This window comes from Streptomyces narbonensis (assembly GCF_014649015.1).
GTDB classification, from domain to species: domain Bacteria; phylum Actinomycetota; class Actinomycetes; order Streptomycetales; family Streptomycetaceae; genus Streptomyces; species Streptomyces narbonensis.
In genome coordinates this window covers 249,186-267,506 of record NZ_BMSF01000002.1, presented here as the reverse complement: position 1 = coordinate 267,506, position 18,321 = coordinate 249,186, and the positions used below count along the sequence as shown (strand labels likewise).

Below are 18,321 nucleotides of genomic sequence, written 5' to 3'. Positions count from 1 at the left end.
CAGCCCCGCGAGCGGTCCGGCCGGGCCCGAGCCCTCCCGTCGGACACGCCGCCGTCACTCGTCCGTCCGAGTGAGTCAGAGGCGCAGTTCCTTCGCCTCGAAGCGGCCGTCGCCGAGGACGAGGACGAAGGTGACCTGCTGGCCCTCGGAGAGCACCTGGGGCTCACCCTCGATGTCCTCCGCACTGAACCAGACCTGCTCCTCGGAGCCCACGGGGACGACGAAGCCGTATCCGCCGAGACGGTTGAAGGACTGCACGAACCCTTTGCTTCTGCCTTCCATGGCGGCCTCCCTGTCGTCACCGGCGAAGTGCCTCTCAGGGGAGATCTACCCCGCCGGTCCGCGCTTCGCCCGTCACGGGACACCGCCGGCGGGCGATCGGGGCGGCCCCGGTGTGCGGGCCACCCTCAGCCGTCTCGTAGAATATTCAACAGAGGTCCGGTGCCGGAGATCCCCCGTGTCCGGCACCGGGCCTCGCCGACTTCGCGCCACCTCCCGGTCCCGGCCCCGGCCTGACGCCTCCCCGAGGCGCTTCCCCTTGACGCTTCCCCGCCTGGCGCCTCAGCAGCCGCCGGGATACGCGGTCCGGGCCGTGATCCGGGCGATGCGCCGCGCGGACTCCTCCGGCGAGGCCACCGGCTGGACGATGTGGCTGACCGTGAGCCGGACGATCGTCTCGACCGCGAGGCCCCGCGACTCCTCGTCCACATCGGGCCAGGCCTCGATCGCGTACGCGTCGAGCATCGTCATCGCCGTCCCGAAGACGGGCTCCGGGCGCGTGGTCAGATAGGCGAGAAGATCGTCCTCGCCGCCCCGCGCGGCCACCAGAACCCCCTTGATCAGGGGGTTGTCCGCGGCCTGCTGGAGCGTGTAGCCGACACCGGCGGCGGCGGCCGCCTCCAACTCGCCACGATGGGCGTCGAGTTCGCGCTGGATGCCGAGCAGGAAGCCCTCCAGCTCGCGCTGGACCAGGGCCTTGCCGATGGCCTCCTTCGACCCGAACTCGTTGTAGAGCGTCTGGCGGCTGATCCCGGCCGCCCGCGCGATGGCGGTCATGCGCAGCCCGCCCCAGCCTTCGGCGGCGACGAGGCGGTAGGCGGCGTCGAGCACCTGCTCACGCAGGAGGGAGCGGACGCTCTCGCGGAAACGTGTCATCGTGGCCCCACTTTATCCATGGGAGCGCGACCGCCCGCCCGGCACGGCAACCTGCCCGCCCGGGTACGGGAATCCGCCTGCGCGGGTACGGGAACCTGCTGCGCTGTACGGATATCCGCCCGCCCGGCACGGGACCGGTCGCGGGCTCCGGCCCCGGGCTCAGGCCCCGGGCTCAGGCCCCGGGGGTCTCCTTCCGCAGCCAGTGGGCGGCCGCGGCGAGCAGTGCGGTCACGCCGACGGGGATCGTCGGCCCGGGCACGGGCGCGAAGTGGGGCGAGTGGTTGGCGGGGACGGTGTCGGGGAGGCCGTTCTCCAGGAGGGAGTCGGGGGCGACGCCCGCGTACAGGGCGGGGTCGGCGCCGCCGAAGTGCCAGAAGACGGAGGGGACTCCGAGCGCGGTGCCGAAGACACCGAAGTCCTCGCTGCCGGTGATGACCTGGGGCAGGGTGAAGACCCTTCCCTCGCCGAAGGCCTCGGTGAGGGCGGACTGGACGAGGGCGGTCGCGGGCCCGTCGTTGACGGTGACCGGGAAGGCGTTGAAGGGGACGATCTCCGGCTCCTTGGGAGCGCCCGAGGCGGCGGCCTCCGCGCGGACGATGCGGGTGACGGCGGCCAGGAGCCGGTCCCGTACGGCAGGGGTGGTGGAGCGGATGTTGATCCGCAGCTCGGCGGTGTCCGGGATGATGTTCTCCTTCGTCCCGGCGTGCAGCGAGCCGACGGTGACGACCGCTGTCTGTGCGGCGCCGATCTCCCGGGAGACGACGGTCTGCAGCCGCATGACGACGGCGGCGGCCATCACCACCGGGTCGACGGCCGTCTCGGGGCTCGATCCGTGGCCGCCGCGGCCGAAGAGGGTCACGCGGAGGCTGTCGGACGCGGCCATGACCGGGCCGGGCCGGGTGCCGATGAAGCCGACCGGCGCCGGTGCGACGTGCTGGCCGAGACAGATCCCGGCGCGCGGGAACCGTTCGAGGAAGCCGTCCTCGATCATGGCCGGCGCGCCGCCGACCTCCTCGGCGGGCTGGAAGACGGCGACGACGGTGCCGCTCCAGGCCTCGCGATGGGCGGCGAGCAGGTCGGTGGCGCCGAGGAGACACGTGACGTGCATGTCGTGCCCGCAGGCGTGCATGACGGGCACCTCGTTGCCGTCCGGGTCGGTGCCGGTGGCGTTGGAGGCGTACGGCAGCCCGGTCTCCTCCCTGACGGGCAGGGCGTCCATGTCGGCGCGGAGCAGGACGACGGGGCCGGCGCCGTTGGCGAGGACGCCGACCACTCCGGTGCCGCCGACGCCCTCGGTGACCTCCCAGCCCTGGGCGCGGAGCCGCTCGGCGGCGACGCCGGCCGTACGGAACTCCTGGAAGGAGAGCTCGGGATGGGCGTGCAGGTCCTCGTAGAGGGCGAGGAGCCCGGGAAGCCGCTCGTCGAGTCCGTCGAGGAGCGGGGCGACACCGGCCGAGGCCGGAGCCGTGGCCGGGACCTGAGTTGTAGCCGAGGCCGGGGCTGGGGCCTGAGCTGTGGCCGAGGCCGGGGCCGGGACCTGGGCTGTGGCCGAAGCCGGAGCCGAGGCCGAGGCCGAGGCCGTGGCCGGGGCTGGGGCTGGGGCGGTGGCCTTGGCCGGAGCTGTGGCCTTGGTCGGGGCCTGAGCTGTGGCCGGTGTCGAGGCCGGGGCCTGAGCTGTGGCCGAAGCCGAAGCCGGAGCCGAGGCCGTGGCCGGGGACGCGGACGCGCCCGCGTCCGTGGCCGGGTTGGCGATGCTGCCGTCGGTGGTCATGCGGATTCCTTTGCGGGGCTCGGGGAGCGGGGAGCGCGGTCCGCCGCGGCGCGGAAGGCGGTGGCGTCCTGCGGGGTCAGACACGACATGACGGCGGCGATCACCGCGCCGAGGACGAGGAAGCCGAAGGCGACCTGGAAGGAGAAGGCGTCGGCGAGCGCGCCCATGACGGGCGGGGCGACGATGCCCGCGACCTGGCCGCCGACGATGATCACGGCGCCGCCCACCCCCACGTACTCCGGGGCGAGGCCGGACATGGGGACGGCGAAGATCGGCATGTAGGCGAGGGACGCGGCGAAGACGGCGAGCGTGCCGAAGACGACGAAGCCGGCGAGGGACGGTGTGTTCGCCATGAGGAGCAGGGCGCCGGCGGAGACGCCCATGCCGGGGACGATGACCTTGCGGTGGTGGCCGCCGAGCCGGTCGGAGAGCCGTCCGCCGAGAACGGTGGCGGCGGCGGCCCCGAGCGCCGGGACTGCCAGGAGGGCTCCGGCCGCCGTGAGCGAGACCCCGTGCTCCTCGCTGAGGTAGGACGGGACCCAGGTGTTGAGGCCCCAGATGATCGTGCTGTAGCCGAACATCATGAGGGAGAACCGCCACAGGACGCCCTTGCGCAGCACCTCGCGGAGCGGCGGGGAGGTCGCGCCCGCTCCCTCTGCCGGGGCGTCCGCGCCTCGCGGCAGCGGGGCCGGGAGCCAGAGGCGTACGGCGACGAGGGCGAGGAGACCGAGGGCGGCGGTGGACCAGAAAGCCGAGCGCCAGCCGAAGACGGCGACCAGCGGGGCGACGGCGAGCGGGGTGATGACGGCGGCGATCGCGTTGGAGCTCATCACCGTGCCGTTGGCGCCCATGCGCTCCTCCGGCCGGGTCCGCTCGACCAGGACCTTCATGGCGGCCGGCGGGAAGACGCCCTCTGCCACGCCGAAGGCGAAGCGCAGGGCGAGCAGCACCGCGAAGGACCAGGCGAAGCCGGTGAGGGCGGTGAAGACCGACCAGGCCAGCAGGGCCCAGAGCGTCACCCGCCGGCCGCCGAACCGGTCGGCGAGCATGCCGCCGGGTATCTGGCAGAGGGCGTAGGCGAGGAAGAAGGCGGAGACGACGAGCCCCTGCCGGGTGCGGTCGAGGTCGAACTCCGCGCCGATGGACGGCAGTACGAGATTGATCACGAGGCGGTCGGCGTAGTCGACGAGCCAGGCCGCGAAGAGCAGGGCGACCGTGATCCGTACGGTTCTCCGGTGGGCGGGCGGCGCCGCCGAAGATGCGGGAAGGGACGGAGCAGGCACGGTACTCCTCTCGCCGGTGGCCGAAACTGGTCGTCGGCCCGAAGTGCCCTTACGATCCGGTCCATGAGCGTGAACCGCGGGGAACTGCCGGAAAGCCTCGCTGAAGGTCCTGCCGCACCGGATTCCCGCGGCGCGGACTCCGCCACGGGGTTCTCCGAGCTGGATCTCGCGCTGATCGACGCGCTCCAGGCCGCGCCCCGCGCGCCGTGGACCCGGATCGGGCGGGCGCTCGGCGTGGACGCGACGACGGCGGCCCGCCGCTTCGAGCGGCTCCGGGCCGGCGGGCTCGCCTGGGTCACCGCGTACGACGCGGCGAAGACGGCGACGGTCGCCTACGTCGAGGTGCGGTGCCGGCCCCGGGCCTTCGACCGGGTGAGCGCCGCGGTGACGGCGCTGCCCTGGGTGTTCGGCGTCGACGAGACGGCCGGGGACTTCGACCTCTTCCTCTCCGTCGCCGCCCCCGACCTGCCGTCCCTCGGGCGCGCGGTGCACGGCGGGATCGGCGGCCTGCGCGGGGTGCGCTCGACCCGGACGAGGCTCGGCATCACGCTGTACGGGGAGGGGCGCGACTGGCGCATGCGGGCGATGAACCCGGCGGAGCGGGCCGGTCTCGGCGGGCCGCCGGGCCCGCGCCCCCGCTCGTACAGCACGCACCTCCACGACCGGCCGGGGCCGCAGGACCAGGCGCTCCTCAGCGCGCTCGGCGGTGACGGACGGCTCGGGTACGCGGAGCTCGGCGCGCGGACGGGCATGAGCGAGCACACGGCGCGGCGCAGGCTCCAGCGGATGATCCGCGACGGGGACATCTCGCTGCGCTGCGACCTGGCGCACCCGCTGGCGGGGCTGTCCACGATGGTGGTCTACCGGACGTCCGTGCCGCACGCCCTCCTGGAACAGACCGGGAACGCGCTGGCCCGCCTCGAACAGGTGCGGATGTGCGTGTCGGTGAGCGGCCCCTACAACCTGCTCGTGCTGGTCTGGCTGCACGGGCTGGGCGCCGTCGACCCCTTCGAGGCGCTGCTCGCGGAGCGGTTCCCGGCGCTCGAGGTGCGGGACCGGACGGTGTCGTTGTTCTCCCGCAAGCGCATGGGCTGGCTGCTCGACGAGCAGGGGCGGGCGGAGGGCCGGGTCCCGCTGGGCCTGCCCGAGCACTGAGGCCCCGCACGGACGGCGGCCGCCGACGACGCCGGCAGGTCGCCACCGCAGGTCGCCCCGGCCGGCCGTCGCTCAGAGAGCGCTTCCTCCCGTGGCGTCCACGTACTGGCCGGTGATCCAGCGGGCGTCGTCGGAGACGAGGAAGCCGACGATGTCCGCGATGTCGGCCGGTGTCCCGAGCCGGTTGAAGACCGAGTAGGCGGCGAGGGCGGCGCTCGCCTCCGGGGTCGCCCTGCGTCGCGCGTTCATGTCCGTCGCGACGAAGCCGGGGGCCACGGCGTTGACCGTGATCCCGCGGGGCCCCAGCTCCTTGGCGAGGGCGAGCGTCATCGTGTCGACGGCGCCCTTCGTCATCGCGTACGTGACGGAGTCCGGGAAGGCGATCCTCGTCGCCGCGGACGAGACGTTGACGATCCGGCCGCCGTCGCGCAGCCGGTCGAGGCCGCGCTGGATCAGGAACAGCGGGGCCTTCACGTTGATCGCGAACAGCCGGTCGAAGACCTCGGTGGTCAGTTCGTGGATGCGGCCGGAGCCGCTCGCGCCCGCGTTGTTCACGAGGATGTCGAACCCCGGCTCCGCACCGCACTGCGCGAGACCGGCGTCCAGCGCCGCGTAGAAGGTGTCCACGGCGTCCGGCGCCTCGAGCTCCGCGCGGAAGGCGAAGGCCCGGCCGCCGCGCGCCTCGATGCCCTCCACCGTCTCGCGCGCGGCGTCGCTGCTGCGGCCGTAGTGTACGGCGACGAGGGCTCCGTCCGCGGCCAGACGCTCCGCGATGCCCCTTCCGATGCCACGGCTCGCGCCCGTGACGATCGCGGTCCTGCCGGTCAGCGGGGACATGTCGGTGGTGCCTTCTTTCGGTACGGGCTCGTGGTGCGTTCAGGAAGGGTCGAGAAGGTTCCGGTACCAGCGCGCGTGGGTCGCGAACCCGGCGGTGAAGCCCGGTCCCGGGTCACAGCCGAGCTCCCCCCAGGGGCGGTCGTCGGCGAACCAGTGGTCGGTGGCGAGCATGGCCAGGTGGTGGCGGCCGAAGGGGTGACCGGCGAGCAGCTCGTGGGCCTTCGCGAGGTCCACCGCCGCCGCGCGGGACCGGCTCTCCCGGCCCGGCAGCCCGGCCAGGAGCTCCTCGCAGGGCGCGAGCAGCTCCGCCACCGGCACCGGTTCGGGGTGGTTGACGTAGTACGCGCCCGCCTCCGTCCGCGGCGAGAGCGCCGCGCCGAGCAGGGCGCCCGCCAGGCTCTCCACCCCGATCAGGGAGTGCAGCGTGGCGCCGGCGTCGAGCGGGCCGGGCAGCGCGTCGAGCAGCCGGACCAGGCCGGGAACCACCTGCCGGTCACCCGCGCCGTACACGAGGTGGGGTCGCAGTACGGCCCCGCCCGCGTCCAGGACGTACCTCTCGCCCGCCGCCCGGGTACGGCTGGTCGCCGAGCCGGGAGCCAGGGGCAGGGTGCCGGGGGCGGCGGCCCGGAAGGGGCCGCGGCCGTGGACGGAGGCGGTGCTCAGGGCGACGATCCGGGTCACGCCGGCGCGTACGGCCGCGTCGACGAGGGCGCGGGTGCCCTCGTCGTTGACCCTGCGGGCCGACTCCTCGTCCGCGCCGATCGCCGAGGCACAGTGGATCAGTACGTCGACGCCCTCGCAGGCCCGGCGCAGGGAGTCGGCGTCACGGAGGTCACCGACGACGGTCTCGACCGCCGCAGCGGTCGTCGACGCGGCCCCGGGAGCGGACGCCCTCTCGGCCCCGGGAGCGGTCTCCGACGGGGTCGTCCGCCGAGCCGCCTGAGCGGTCGTCGACGAGGTCGACGCGGTCACGGACGCGGGCGTCCTCGCGGGCGGCAGCGGGCCGCGGGTGAGCAGCCTCAGGTGGCCGGTCCTCGGACTTGCCGCGGCCAGCGCGGCGACCCGGCTGCCGACGAAGCCGGTCGCGCCGGTGATCAGAACGCGGGGGCCCATGGTTCCCGTCCCGCTCAACCGGCCAGTCGGCTGCGGAGGCCGCCTCCGGTGACCGCCAGGCCACACGCCGGGGAACTGAGCACGGAGCGGAACACCTCGCCGCCGTCCTGCCGGCCGGTGACCAGGACGGTGGTCGTCGAGGGGTCGGCGGTGCGGACGATCTGGGGCTCTATCCAGCACGGGCTGTCGAGCTCGGCGTAGCGCGAGAAGGAGGACTCCATCACGGCGGGGAGGAAGGCGCTGCTCCCGGTCGTCAGCGTCGCCGCCTGACGGGCGGCTTCGAGGAGCACCATGCCCGGCACGTGATCGTTCGGGCGGCGGAAGAGGGTGCCGTGTGCCGTGTTGATGCGCAGCTGCCACTGGCCGGGCCTGGCTCCCGCGCCCAGGACGACGTCCTTGGAGCTCTCCCGGCCGACCAGCTGAGGAGCCACGCCGGGTATGAGGGGCACCGGTCTGCCGAGTGCGGCCAGGCGCTCACCGCGGATCCGGCGGTACGCGAGGGCGGACGTGCAGCGGGTCAGGGCGCTGCCGGTGGCGAGGTGCCGGCCGTCACGCGTGAGCATCATGTCGACGCGCATGCTCCGGACGCTGCTGCCGCGGCGGACCACGTCGGAGCAGAGGAGGTCGACGGTGACCTCCGAGGAGCGGCCGCCCACGGCGAGCGTCTCGGGGTCGACGGTGTAGCCGAGACCCCACATGACGAACTGCTCGTCCAGGGGTACCCCCAGCTCGGCATGAGCGACGAGCATGGTGGCCTGGCGTATCGTCTCGGCCACCAGGACCGGGTCATGAAGGTCCCCCGCCACCGGAGAGAAGAAGGGATGCGCAGCAGGCCAGCGGGCGGAGACGGAGAACCGGTTCTCGGCCAGTCGCGTCCAGCCCGTGGGGAAGATGTCCGTGGGGTCGGACCGGTGGACGAACTCCCCTGGGACGTGTGTCGTCGCTCCGCGCCACTTCTGGTCCATGGATCCCCCTTGCGTCCCACCCTAAGCGGATGCGTCCGCCCCACATAGAATACGTACAGTCCGGTTTTCTTTTCAACGCATCACGTCACACGGTGAGCACAGACAGCGACACAGCAGGAGGCGGCGCCTTGGCGCAGCAAGCGCGTGCAATCAAGACCCGACGGGCCATTCTGGAGGCGGCCGCCACGGTCTTCGCCGAGCGGGGTTACGAGCGGACGACCATCGGGGAGATCCTGGCGCGCGCCGGGGTGACCAAGGGAGCGCTCTACTTCCACTTCGCCTCCAAGGAAGACGTCGCTCTTGGTGTACTCGACGCCCAGATGCTCGACGAGCCGATGTCCCCGCAGCCGATCAAGCTCCAGGAGCTCGCGGACCAGGCCTTCCTGCTCGCCCATCGCCTCCAGCGTGACCCGCTCGTCCGGGCGAGTGTCGCACTGGCCCTGGACAGCGGCGCCACCGGTGTCGACAGGGCCGCGCCGTTCACCGCGTGGATCGACCAGGTGTCGGAGATCCTGACCGTCGCGAAGACCCGGGGCGAGATCCTCGGCCACGTGGACGTGTCCGACGCCGCCGAACTCTTCTCCGGTGCGTACGCCGGCATCCAGACGATGTCCCAGATCCTGCGCAACCGCACCGACCTGAACCATCGGATCTCGGTACTGCTCAGGTACCTGCTGCCGAGCATCTGCACACCGGCCCTGCTGACCGGTCTCCGGCTGAACGAGGATCGCGCCGAGCAGCTGGCGGCGGAGTACGACGCGAGCCAGAAGCGCCGCGAGGATCAGTAACCCCACGTTCACTCTCCGTCAAACAAAACCGACCACATGGCCGCTTCGGCGCCTCGACACGGAACAGTGTCGGGGCGCTCTGGCGTCATGGCACTGAGTGTGTTTTGCTGAGGGTACTCAGTGCCACAAGCGTCTAGGGGAGCTCCACATCATGGGCAAGGACTTCGACCTGTATCGGCCCTCCGAGGAGCACGACATGCTCCGTGAGTCGGTGCGTGCGCTGGCGGAGGCGAAGATCGCTCCGTTCGCGGCGGCGGTGGACGAGGAGCACCGGTTCCCGCAGGAGGCGCTGGACGCGCTGGTCGCCAACGACCTGCACGCGGTGCACGTGCCGGAGGCGTACGGGGGTGCGGGGGCGGACGCGCTGGCGACGGTGATCGTGATCGAGGAGGTCGCGCGGGTGTGCGGTTCCTCGTCGCTGATCCCGGCGGTGAACAAGCTGGGCTCGCTGCCGGTGGTCCTGTCGGGCTCGGAGGAGCTGAAGGCGAAGTACCTGGGCCCGCTGGCCAAGGGCGACGCGATGTTCTCCTACGCCCTGTCCGAGCCCGACGCGGGCTCGGACGCGGCCGGGATGAAGACCCGCGCCGTGCGCGACGGCGACTTCTGGGTCCTCAACGGCGTCAAGCGGTGGATCACCAACGCCGGCGTCTCGGAGTACTACACGGTGATGGCCGTCACCGACCCCGACAAGCGCTCCAAGGGCATCAGCGCCTTCGTCGTGGAGAAGTCCGACGCGGGCGTCTCCTTCGGCGCCCCGGAGAAGAAGCTCGGCATCAAGGGCTCCCCGACCCGCGAGGTCTACCTCGACAACGTCCGCATCCCCGCCGACCGCATGATCGGCGCCGAGGGCACCGGCTTCGCCACCGCGATGAAGACCCTCGACCACACCCGCGTCACCATCGCCGCCCAGGCCATCGGCATCGCCCAGGGCGCCCTCGACTACGCCAAGGGCTACGTCCGGGAACGCAAGCAGTTCGGCAAGCCCATCGCCGACTTCCAGGGCATCCAGTTCATGCTCGCCGACATGGCCATGAAGCTCGAAGCCGCCCGCCAGCTCACCTACGCCGCCGCCGCCAAGTCCGAGCGCGTCTCCGCCGGAAGCGAGAAGGAGGACCTCACCTTCTTCGGCGCCGCCGCCAAGTGCTTCGCCTCCGACGTCGCCATGGAGGTCACCATCGACGCCATCCAGCTCCTCGGCGGCTACGGCTACACCCGCGACTACCCCGTCGAACGCATGATGCGCGACGCCAAGATCACCCAGATCTACGAAGGCACCAACCAGGTCCAGCGCATCGTCATGGCCCGCAACCTCCCGTAACCACCAGCCCTTCGAAAGGAGACAGGCCGTGACCCTGAAGATCGCAGTCTGTGTGAAGTACGTCCCCGACGCGACCGGCGACCGCGGTTTCGCCGACGACCTGACGACCGACCGCGAGGCCGTCGACGGCCTGCTCTCGGAGCTGGACGAGTACGCGGTCGAGCAGGCCCTGCGGATCTCGGAGGAGTCCGACGACGCCGAGGTCACCGTCGTGACCGTGGGCCCGGACGACGCCAAGGACGCGCTGCGCAAGGCGCTGTCGATGGGCGCCGACAAGGCCGTCCACGTCAACGACGAGGACATCCACGGCTCCGACGTCATCGCCACGTCCGCGATCCTGGCCAAGGCCCTGGAGAAGACCGGCTTCGACCTGGTCGTCTGCGGCATGGCCTCGACCGACGGCACGATGGGCGTCCTGCCGGCCCTGCTCGCCGAGCGGCTGAACGTGCCCCAGGTGACGCTGCTGTCCGAGGTCTCGGTCGACGGCGAGACGGTGAAGGGCCGCCGCGACGGGGACTCCGCCACCGAGCTCCTGGAGGCCCCGCTGCCGGCCGTCGTGTCGGTCACCGACCAGTCCGGCGAGGCCCGTTACCCCTCGTTCAAGGGAATCATGGCCGCCAAGAAGAAGCCGGTCGAGGAGCTGGACCTGGACGACCTGGACATCGACGCCGACGAGGTGGGCCTGGCCGGGTCCTGGACCCTCGTCGACGCGGTGGCCGCGCGTCCGGCCCGTACGCAGGGCACGATCGTCACGGACGAGGGCGACGGCGGCAAGCAGCTCGCGGCCTTCCTCGCCACCCAGAAGTTCATCTGACCCCACCGTCAGCCAGACACCCACTCAGGAGCAATGAATCATGGCTGAGATCCTGGTTCTCGTGGACCACGCCGACGGTGCGGTCCGCAAGCCGGCCCTCGAACTGCTGACCCTGGCCCGCCGCATCGGCGAGCCCTCGGCCGTCGTGCTCGGCGCCGGCGAGGCCGCGGCCTCGATCGCCGCCACGGCGGGCGAGTACGGCGCGGCCACCGTGTACGTCGCGGACGGCGCCGAGTTCACCGACCAGCTGGTCGTCCCCAAGGTCGACGCGCTGACCCAGCTCGCGAAGGAGAAGGGGGCCGCCGCCGTCCTGGTGACCTCCTCCGGCGAGGGCAAGGAGATCGCCGCCCGGGTCGCGCTGCGCCTCGGCTCCGGTCTGATCACCGACGCCGTGGAGCTGGAGGCCGGCGAGAACGGCCCGGTCGCCACGCAGTCCGTCTTCGCCGCCTCGTACCAGGTGCGCTCGACGGTCTCGCACGGCGTCCCGGTCATCACCGTCAAGCCGAACTCCGCCGCCCCGGAGGCCGCCCCGGCCGCCGGCACGGTCGAGAACGTGGCCGTCGCCTTCACCGGCAACGCCGCCAAGGTCGTCTCGCGCACCCCGCGCGTCTCCACCGGCCGCCCCGAGCTGACCGAGTCCGCGATCGTGGTCTCCGGCGGTCGTGGTGTCGGCGCGGCCGAGGGCTTCGCGGTCGTCGAGAAGCTGGCCGACTCGCTCGGCGCGGCCGTCGGCGCCTCCCGCGCCGCCGTGGACGCCGGCTGGTACCCGCACGCCAACCAGGTCGGCCAGACCGGCAAGCAGGTCTCGCCGCAGCTGTACGTCGCGGCGGGCATCTCCGGCGCGATCCAGCACCGGGCGGGCATGCAGACGTCGAAGACGATCGTGGCCGTCAACAAGGACGCCGAGGCCCCGATCTTCGACCTCGTGGACTACGGCGTGGTCGGCGACCTCTTCGAGGTGCTGCCGCAGCTGACGGACGAGATCGGCGCCCGCTGACGGTTCCGTCGCCCGACGCGAAAGGGGGCGGTGGGTGGCACTCTGTGCCACCCACCGCCCCCTTCTCGTGCGCCTCGCGTCAGATCCAGCCGTCGAGCGGGACCTCTTCGCAGAGCCGGACGACCGGCCGGCGACCGGTCAGTCCGACACCCGAGGAAACCTTCACCCGGACGCCGGGACGCACCGCGTGCAGCGGTCCGTCGACGCGGCAGCGGACCGTGAAGCCCTCCGTCATGTACACCGGCCAGAGGTCCGCGTCGGCCGCGGCGACACCACGACGTACGGATATCACGCCCTCGCCCTCGCTGAGTTCGGGCGAGAGCTCGGTCGACCCGCAGGTCGGGCAGAGCAGTCGCTGGAAGGTCGTGGTGTGGCACCAGCGGCAGCGCTGGAAGTAGAGCTCGGCGTCGGGGCCCGCCTCTTCGGCGGCCTGGACGGCGGTCCCGCTCCTCAGTCCGGTGTGGAACACGATGGGTTCTCCTTGCACTCGGCGGCTCGACCGTGCATGGAGCAAAGATATGGCACTGAGTGCCATCAAATAAAGACCTGAGTTCCCACAATTCGAGATACCGGAATCCCTCACGGGGGATGCGGGATCCCTTCACCGGGGGTGCGGGATCTCCTCACGGGAAACCCCGGATCCCGCCGTCGGATCCCGCCGTCGGATCCCCCCGTAGGTTCTCGCCGCCGGATCCCGCCGCCAGTGCTCGCCGTCGGTTCTCGCCGCCAGTGCTCGCCGCCAGATCTCGCCGTCAGTTCTCGCCGAGGCTCGACTCCACCTCGCGCACCACGCGCCACATCGGGGTGGACCGCTTGGTGATGACCACCACGACGTCCTCGTTCTCCTCGGCCGGCGCGACCGCGACCGCGTCCGGGCTCCAGGTCGTCCGGACGAACTCCAGGGCCTGGTCCACCTCCGCCAGCGGGTCCCCCTCGCCGCCCGAGCGCAGCCAGTGGCGCAGGGCGTGGTTGTGGGCGGCGACGACGGCCGCGGCGACCACGTTGGCGCGCAGGGTGCCGTCCCGGCGGTCGGCCCAGCGGGTGCGCAGGTAGTCGCCGAGGGTCTTCTCGTACCGCCAGACGACGGAGAGCTCGTACGTCCGCAGTCCGGTCACCTCGCGGGTGAGGCGGTAGCGCTGCACGGAGAAGGTCGGGTTCTCGGCGTACATCCGCATGACGAGCCGGGCGGCGTCGCAGACACGGACGATCGGGTCGTCGGAGTCGGCGCTCGCCGCGAGGAAGCGGGTCATGTCGGCGAGGCACTGCTCGTGGTCGGGGAAGACCACGTCCTCCTTCGACGGGAAGTACCGGAAGAAGGAGCGGCGGCCGACGCCGGCGAGCGTGACGATGTCGTCGACGGTGGTCTGCTCGTAGCCGCGCTCGAGGAAGAGCTGGAAGGCCGCGGCGATGAGGGAGTCCCGCATCGCGGGCTTAGGAGAGTTCGTCGAGGCTGTTCCCATGGCCCGAACCTAACACCAGAACCACTCGATGCGGCACTTGGTGCCGAGTGTTTCCGGCACCGAGTACCGCATCGAGGGTACGGAGGGTCAGAGCAGGCTCAGCGCGGGGGCCGGGCCGGGCCGTGCGGGCTCAGCGCGGGGGCCGGGCCGTGCGGGCTCAGCGCGGGGCCATGCGCAGGGCGCCGTCCATGCGGATCGTCTCCCCGTTGAGGTAGTCGTGCTCGACGATCATCGTGACCAGTCGGGCGTACTCCTCCGGGCGCGCGAGGCGCTGGGGGAAGGTGACGCTCGCCGCGAGACCCGCCCTGACCTCCTCGCCGAAGCCGGCCATCATCGGGGTGTCGACGATTCCGGGGGCGACGGTGACGACGCGGATGCCGAACTGCGCGAGGTCACGGGCCGCGGTGACGGTCATGCCCGCGACGCCCGCCTTGGAGGCGGCGTAGGCGATCTGGCCGACCTGGCCCTCGAAGGCGGCGATCGAGGCGGTGTTCACGACGAGGCCGCGCTGCCCGTTCTCGTCGGGCTCGTGCCGGGCGATGGCCTCGGCGGCGAGCCGCATGACGTTGAACGTCCCCAGCAGGTTCACGTTGAGGACCGTCCGGAACAGGTCGAGGTCGTGCGGTCCCTTGCGGCCCAGGATGCGGGCGGAGGGGGCGATGCCCGCGCAGTTCACGGCGAGCCGGAGCTCGGCGCCGTCGGCGTCGAGCGCGGCCAGGGCCTCGCGCACCTGGTCCTCGTCGGTGACGTCCGCGGCGAGCAGGCGGACGCCCTCGGGCAGCGGCCCGGCGGCCGCGACGGCCTTGTCCAGGTCGAGGCCGTAGACGGTGGCGCCACGGGCGGCGAGCGCGGCGGCCGTGGCGGCGCCGAGGCCGGAGGCGGCGCCGGTGACGAGAGCGGCGGAGCCTGCGATGTCCATGGAACTCCTCGTTCGTTTCGTGCGGGTGGGACCCTGCCGCCGGGTTGGCCGCCGGATCGGGCGCGTGCCCGCGGGGGACCGCGCGGTCCGCGCGATCTGCGCCGCCCACCATAGAACCGCAGGCAGTGCCCCCGGAAGCGGAAGCAGGACATCCTCCAGCGGTAGTCGACCGGTCGTAGACTTCCGCCATGGGGCGAACGAGTGACGCGCGGGAGCGCATCCTGACCGCCGCGAAGACGCTGCTGCTGTCGCGCGGCTACTCCGCCCTGGGCGTGGCGGAGATCTGCAAGGCCGCCGGCGTCCCGAAGGGCAGCTTCTACTACTTCTTCGCCTCCAAGGAGGAGCTGGCCCTCGCGGTGATCGACGAGCACTGGACCGAGCAGCGCGCCGCGTGGACGCGAGCGCTGGCGGGGGGCGGGGGCGCGGACGAGGGCGGAGTCGTGGACGGCGACGGGGGCGTCCGGACGCTCCGGGGGCTGCGGCGGTTGTACGAGTCGACGGCGGCCGAGCTGCGGGAGGGGCAGCGGAGCTGCGGCACCGTCACTGGCTGTCTCCTCGGGAACCTGGCCCTGGAGATGAGCACCGGGACGGCGGCCGTGCGGGAGCGCCTGCGGGAGATCTTCGACGAGCAGGTGGTCCTGGTGGAGGAGGTCGTCGCGGAGGCCGGCGGGCGCGGCGAGGTCACCGTCGCCGACGCCCACGAGGCCGCGCGCGCCCTCGTCGCCCTGCTGGAGGGCCAGGTCCTCTTCGCCAAGCTGTACGACGACGTGGGGCGCCTCGACGTCCTGTGGCCGAACTCCCTTGCCCTGCTGGGCGCGAGGACCTCCGCCGGGACCGAGTGACCGTCAGAAGGGCCTGGTCGGGAGGTACTTGCCGTTCAGGGTGATGACGGCGCGCTCGCCGCCCTCGGGGTCGGCGACCTTCTTCACGTCCAGCGTGAAGTTGATCGCGGAGATGATGCCGTCGCCGAACTGCTCGTGGACCAGGGCCTTCAGGGTGGTGCCGTAGACCTGGAGCATCTCGTGGAACCGGTAGATCGTCGGGTCGGTCGGGATGCCGCCGTCGATCGAGCCCCGGGTGGGGATCGTGCGCAGCAGCCGTACCGCGTCCTCGTCGAGTCCGAGGAGGCCGGCGACCGCCCGGGCGGACTCCTCCGGCAGCGGGTGCTGGCCGAGGACGGCGGCGGTGGTGTAGGCGACGGAGAGCCCCGCGGCGTCCGCGATCTGCTGCCAGGTCAGGTCCTTGACGGTCTTGGCCTCGACGGCGGCGACGGCGAGCTCGCGACGGGCGGTGGGGTCGAACTGGGCGTGCACCATGAGTGGTGTCCTTCTCTTCTGTAGGGGTTTGCCGGGGGGGATCAGGCGGCGACGGCCGGGCGGGCGGTGGTGTCGAGCTCCTCCACGGAGCCCGCCGCGATGTCGAAGACCCAGCCGTGCAGGCGTACGTCTCCCGCGGCCAGCGCGCGGGCGACGGAGGGGTGGGTGGCGAGGTTGGCCAGCTGGGCGTCGACGTTCTCGCGGACGAGGGCGGCCACGTCCCCCTGGCGCCCGGCCGCGGCGGTGCGGGCCAGGGAGGCGTCCGCGTGCCGCAGCCAGGCGGCGACGGCGGGCGCCGAGGCGAGGTCGTGGCCCTCGGCGAGCGCGGTCATCGCGCCACAGGCGGAGTGCCCGCAGACGACGACGTCCCGCACGCCGAGGACCGCGACGGCGTACTCGACGCCGGCGGAGACCGCGTCGGCGCCCGGGGTGTGGGCGGGGACGAGGTTGCCGGCGGTGCGGATGACGAAGAGCTCACCCGGATCGGTCTGGGTGATCAGCTCGGGGACGACGCGGGCGTCGGAGCAGCCGATGAAGAGGGTCCGGGGGCGGTGGACGGTGGCCAGGCGGGCGAAGAGGCCGGCTTTGGCGGGGAAGATCTCCCGCTGGAAGCGGTCGATTCCCTCGGCGAGATGAGGCATGCCTTCACCCTGCACGACCAGCGGCTATAGCGTCCAAGACCGGTCATCGATCTCTCTTATAGATGACATCTATAGACGCTTTACACTCATCCCATGCAGCCGGAACTCCGTCACCTCCGCTACCTCCTCGCCGTCGCCGAGCACGGCAACTTCACGCGCGCGGCGGAGGAGCTCCACATCGCCCAGCCGACGCTGTCCCAGCAGATCAAGCAGCTGGAGAAGGCCCTCGGGGCCCAGCTCCTGGACCGCACCGGCCGGACCGTACGCCTCACGGACGCCGGGGAGACGTACGCGCGGTACGCCCGGCGCGCGCTCCGGGACCTGGCGGCGGGCGAGCGGGCGGTGCTGGACGTACGGGACCTCTCCCGCGGCCACCTCCGGCTGGCGGTCACGCCCACCTTCACCGCGTACCTCACGGGTCCGCTCGTCGCCGCCTTCCACACGCGCCACCCGGGGATCACCGTGGAGGTGCGGGAGCTGACGCAGGACCGCATCGAGGCCGAACTCCTCGCGGACCGCGTGGATCTCGGCATCGCCTTCGACGGCGTCCACCTCGCGGGCGTCGAGGCGACGGGGCTCTTCACCGAGACCCTCGGCCTGGTAGTCGGCCCGGCCCACCCGCACGCCGGGCGCACCGAGCCGCTGCCGGTGTCCGAATTGACGGGTCATCATTTCGCGCTGCTGAGCGAGGACTTCGCGACCCGACGGCACGTCGACACGTACGTGGCGGAGCACCGCGTCGGCCCGCGGATCGCGGTGGAGGCCAACTCCGTCAGCGCGCTCACCGAGATCGTCCGGCGGACCGCTCTCGCCACGGTCCTCCCCGACGCGGTGACGCGCGACCACCCGTACCTGAGGCCCGTTCCGCTCTCCCCCGCGCTCCCGTCGCGCGGAGTCGCCCTGCTGCGCCGCACCGGCGGCTACCGGAGCGCGGCGGCCGAGTCCTTCGCCGAACTGGCCGCCGCCGAGGCCGTACCCGGCGACGGGACGGACCGGGGTCATCCGATCGGCTGACCCGGGGGTCACCCGTTGAGTCCTCCGGGTGCAGCCGGGACGCCGACGGGGCGGAGCACGGTACGACACCAGGATGGAAGGGAGAGAGCGGGCGGCGTCCTCCGACGGCCCCCGCGATTCCCCGAGTCCACTGGAGCGGACCCCATGAAGCACGTGAAGAAGGCCTCGACGCGCACCCGTGCCGTGACCGGCGGCGCACTGGCCGCGGCCATCGCGCTCGGCGCCTTCGGTGCCTACTCCGCCAACGCCACCGGCGAGGAAACGGCGGCCGCTCCGGCCGCGGCCGTCGCCAGGGCCGACGCCAAGAACAAGAACACCACCCAGTCGACGCACCTGACGATCGAGGCCGCCACCGAGGCCGCGCAGGCCACCCTCGACGCCGCCGAGAAGGAGAACCAGCGCGTCTCCGTCGCCGTCGTCGACCGCAACGGCAACACCCTCGTCACCCTCCGCGGCGACGGCGCCGGCCCCCAGTCCTACGAATCCGCCGTCAAGAAGGCCTTCACCGCCGTCTCCTGGAACGCGCCCACCTCCGAACTCGCCAAGCGCCTCGCCCAGGCCCCCAACCTCAAGGACATCCCCGGCACCCTTTTCCTCGGCGGCGGCGCCCCCGTCACCGCCAAGGGCGCCCCCATCGCCGGCATCGGCGTCGCCGGCGCCCCCTCCGGCGACCTCGACGAGAAGTTCGCCCAGGCCGGCGTCGCCACCCTCGGCAAGTAGAGCGAAGGCGCCACCCAGGCCCACTCCCCTCTCGCCCAACACCTGTGCCCCTTGG

Annotated in this window: 20 protein-coding genes; 8 read left to right on the top strand and 12 right to left on the bottom strand. The window is 72.5% G+C overall.

Going from position 1 to position 18,321, the window contains the following annotated elements; all coding sequences use genetic code 11:
* Nucleotides 1-75 precede the first annotated feature (75 nt).
* The 4 genes from IE124_RS04790 to IE124_RS04775 all read right to left on the bottom strand — a co-directional run bounded on the left by IE124_RS04790 (nucleotide 76) and on the right by IE124_RS04775 (nucleotide 4,209).
* The gene (locus tag IE124_RS04790) at nucleotides 76-282 is read right to left on the bottom strand and encodes a cold-shock protein (protein ID WP_189505128.1); all 207 of its coding nucleotides are present in this window, start codon (nucleotides 280-282) and stop codon (nucleotides 76-78) included.
* 279 nt (nucleotides 283-561) lie between these two features.
* Complete coding sequence (locus tag IE124_RS04785) at nucleotides 562-1,155, bottom strand: TetR/AcrR family transcriptional regulator (protein WP_189505127.1); 594 nt, start codon at nucleotides 1,153-1,155, stop codon at nucleotides 562-564.
* Nucleotides 1,156-1,327: 172 nt separating this feature from the next.
* Nucleotides 1,328-2,539 (bottom strand): amidohydrolase, encoded by a 1,212-nt coding sequence (locus IE124_RS04780; RefSeq protein ID WP_189505543.1) that lies wholly within the window; start codon nucleotides 2,537-2,539, stop codon nucleotides 1,328-1,330.
* 383 nt (nucleotides 2,540-2,922) lie between these two features.
* On the bottom strand, nucleotides 2,923-4,209 hold the full coding sequence (locus IE124_RS04775; protein WP_189505125.1) for an MFS transporter: 1,287 nt from the start codon (nucleotides 4,207-4,209) through the stop codon (nucleotides 2,923-2,925).
* Between the two features lie 63 nt (nucleotides 4,210-4,272).
* Here IE124_RS04775 and IE124_RS04770 point away from each other — a divergent pair, with 63 nt between their 5' ends.
* On the top strand, nucleotides 4,273-5,364 hold the full coding sequence (locus tag IE124_RS04770; RefSeq protein ID WP_189505122.1) for an Lrp/AsnC family transcriptional regulator: 1,092 nt from the start codon (nucleotides 4,273-4,275) through the stop codon (nucleotides 5,362-5,364).
* A gap of 72 nt (nucleotides 5,365-5,436) precedes the next feature.
* On the opposite strand, the gene IE124_RS04765 is transcribed toward IE124_RS04770, so the two are convergent.
* The 3 genes from IE124_RS04765 to IE124_RS04755 are packed head-to-tail and all read right to left on the bottom strand — an operon-like array spanning nucleotide 5,437 to nucleotide 8,279.
* Entirely contained in the window at nucleotides 5,437-6,201 is a 765-nt protein-coding gene (locus IE124_RS04765) for an SDR family oxidoreductase (protein WP_189505120.1), read from the bottom strand.
* A gap of 39 nt (nucleotides 6,202-6,240) precedes the next feature.
* On the bottom strand, nucleotides 6,241-7,314 hold the full coding sequence (locus IE124_RS04760) for an NAD-dependent epimerase/dehydratase family protein (protein ID WP_189505118.1): 1,074 nt from the start codon (nucleotides 7,312-7,314) through the stop codon (nucleotides 6,241-6,243).
* 14 nt (nucleotides 7,315-7,328) lie between these two features.
* Nucleotides 7,329-8,279 (bottom strand): ScbA/BarX family gamma-butyrolactone biosynthesis protein, encoded by a 951-nt coding sequence (locus IE124_RS04755; RefSeq protein ID WP_189505116.1) that lies wholly within the window; start codon nucleotides 8,277-8,279, stop codon nucleotides 7,329-7,331.
* 128 nt (nucleotides 8,280-8,407) lie between these two features.
* Between IE124_RS04755 and IE124_RS04750 the strand changes: the two genes are divergently transcribed.
* From IE124_RS04750 to IE124_RS04735, 4 genes are all read left to right on the top strand, one after another.
* Nucleotides 8,408-9,067 (top strand): ScbR family autoregulator-binding transcription factor, encoded by a 660-nt coding sequence (locus tag IE124_RS04750; protein WP_189505115.1) that lies wholly within the window; start codon nucleotides 8,408-8,410, stop codon nucleotides 9,065-9,067.
* Between the two features lie 151 nt (nucleotides 9,068-9,218).
* Complete coding sequence (locus tag IE124_RS04745) at nucleotides 9,219-10,385, top strand: acyl-CoA dehydrogenase family protein (protein WP_189505114.1); 1,167 nt, start codon at nucleotides 9,219-9,221, stop codon at nucleotides 10,383-10,385.
* Between the two features lie 28 nt (nucleotides 10,386-10,413).
* Nucleotides 10,414-11,199, top strand: coding sequence for an electron transfer flavoprotein subunit beta/FixA family protein (locus IE124_RS04740; protein ID WP_189505113.1), 786 nt, complete (start codon nucleotides 10,414-10,416; stop codon nucleotides 11,197-11,199).
* Nucleotides 11,200-11,239: 40 nt separating this feature from the next.
* Nucleotides 11,240-12,196 (top strand): electron transfer flavoprotein subunit alpha/FixB family protein, encoded by a 957-nt coding sequence (locus IE124_RS04735; protein ID WP_141303374.1) that lies wholly within the window; start codon nucleotides 11,240-11,242, stop codon nucleotides 12,194-12,196.
* Nucleotides 12,197-12,275: 79 nt separating this feature from the next.
* Here the strand turns inward: IE124_RS04735 and IE124_RS04730 are convergent, their stop codons facing one another.
* The 3 genes from IE124_RS04730 to IE124_RS04720 form a co-directional block, all read right to left on the bottom strand.
* The gene (locus tag IE124_RS04730; protein WP_189505112.1) at nucleotides 12,276-12,665 is read right to left on the bottom strand and encodes a zinc ribbon domain-containing protein; all 390 of its coding nucleotides are present in this window, start codon (nucleotides 12,663-12,665) and stop codon (nucleotides 12,276-12,278) included.
* 283 nt (nucleotides 12,666-12,948) lie between these two features.
* Nucleotides 12,949-13,656 (bottom strand): TetR/AcrR family transcriptional regulator, encoded by a 708-nt coding sequence (locus tag IE124_RS04725; protein ID WP_189505111.1) that lies wholly within the window; start codon nucleotides 13,654-13,656, stop codon nucleotides 12,949-12,951.
* A gap of 157 nt (nucleotides 13,657-13,813) precedes the next feature.
* The gene (locus IE124_RS04720; RefSeq protein ID WP_189505110.1) at nucleotides 13,814-14,575 is read right to left on the bottom strand and encodes an SDR family NAD(P)-dependent oxidoreductase; all 762 of its coding nucleotides are present in this window, start codon (nucleotides 14,573-14,575) and stop codon (nucleotides 13,814-13,816) included.
* A gap of 188 nt (nucleotides 14,576-14,763) precedes the next feature.
* On the opposite strand from IE124_RS04720, the gene IE124_RS04715 reads away from it, so the two are divergent.
* A complete protein-coding gene (locus tag IE124_RS04715; RefSeq protein ID WP_189505108.1) occupies nucleotides 14,764-15,417 on the top strand; it encodes a TetR/AcrR family transcriptional regulator in 654 nt (217 codons plus the stop codon).
* 3 nt (nucleotides 15,418-15,420) lie between these two features.
* Here IE124_RS04715 and cynS read toward each other — a convergent pair whose 3' ends face one another.
* On the bottom strand, nucleotides 15,421-15,891 hold the full coding sequence (gene cynS, locus IE124_RS04710; RefSeq protein ID WP_189505107.1) for a cyanase: 471 nt from the start codon (nucleotides 15,889-15,891) through the stop codon (nucleotides 15,421-15,423).
* A 41-nt stretch (nucleotides 15,892-15,932) separates the two neighbouring features.
* Nucleotides 15,933-16,532 (bottom strand): carbonic anhydrase, encoded by a 600-nt coding sequence (locus IE124_RS04705; RefSeq protein ID WP_189505106.1) that lies wholly within the window; start codon nucleotides 16,530-16,532, stop codon nucleotides 15,933-15,935.
* 93 nt (nucleotides 16,533-16,625) lie between these two features.
* Here IE124_RS04705 and cynR point away from each other — a divergent pair, with 93 nt between their 5' ends.
* Together cynR and IE124_RS04695 are read left to right on the top strand one after the other, a co-directional pair.
* Complete coding sequence (gene cynR / locus IE124_RS04700; protein WP_189505105.1) at nucleotides 16,626-17,546, top strand: transcriptional regulator CynR; 921 nt, start codon at nucleotides 16,626-16,628, stop codon at nucleotides 17,544-17,546.
* Nucleotides 17,547-17,699: 153 nt separating this feature from the next.
* Entirely contained in the window at nucleotides 17,700-18,266 is a 567-nt protein-coding gene (locus IE124_RS04695) for a GlcG/HbpS family heme-binding protein (protein ID WP_189505541.1), read from the top strand.
* Nucleotides 18,267-18,321 lie beyond the last annotated feature (55 nt).